This window comes from Pseudomonas sp. AC463, assembly GCF_979253585.1.
In genome coordinates this window covers 1-254 of sequence record NZ_CEEDDZ010000890.1, presented here as the reverse complement: position 1 = coordinate 254, position 254 = coordinate 1, and the positions used below count along the sequence as shown (strand labels likewise).

The window sequence follows — 254 nt, the reverse complement described above, 5'->3', positions numbered from 1 at the left end:
CCTCCGGCACGCGCCATCCAGGCGCAGATCGACCAGCTCGACCGAAGCATCACGCGCGAGGAAGCGCGCGTCTCGGGATCGACGGAGGCGGACTTTCGGTCGGCCGAACTGCGCGAAGTGGAATTGCGTTCACGCGTCGAAAGGCTAAAATCCAACTTTCTCGACCTGCGTACCCGCAGCATCCAGTATAACATCTACCAGCAAGAAGTAGATACTAATCGGGCACTCTACGACGCGCTGTTGCAGCGCTATAA

1 protein-coding gene is annotated in these 254 nt (G+C 58.7%); it reads left to right on the top strand.

Annotation, left to right across the window (positions count from 1 at the left end; genetic code table 11):
• A partial coding sequence (locus tag AC0IYH_RS32785; protein ID WP_471838542.1) for a hypothetical protein occupies window positions 1-254 on the top strand: 254 nt, incomplete at both ends.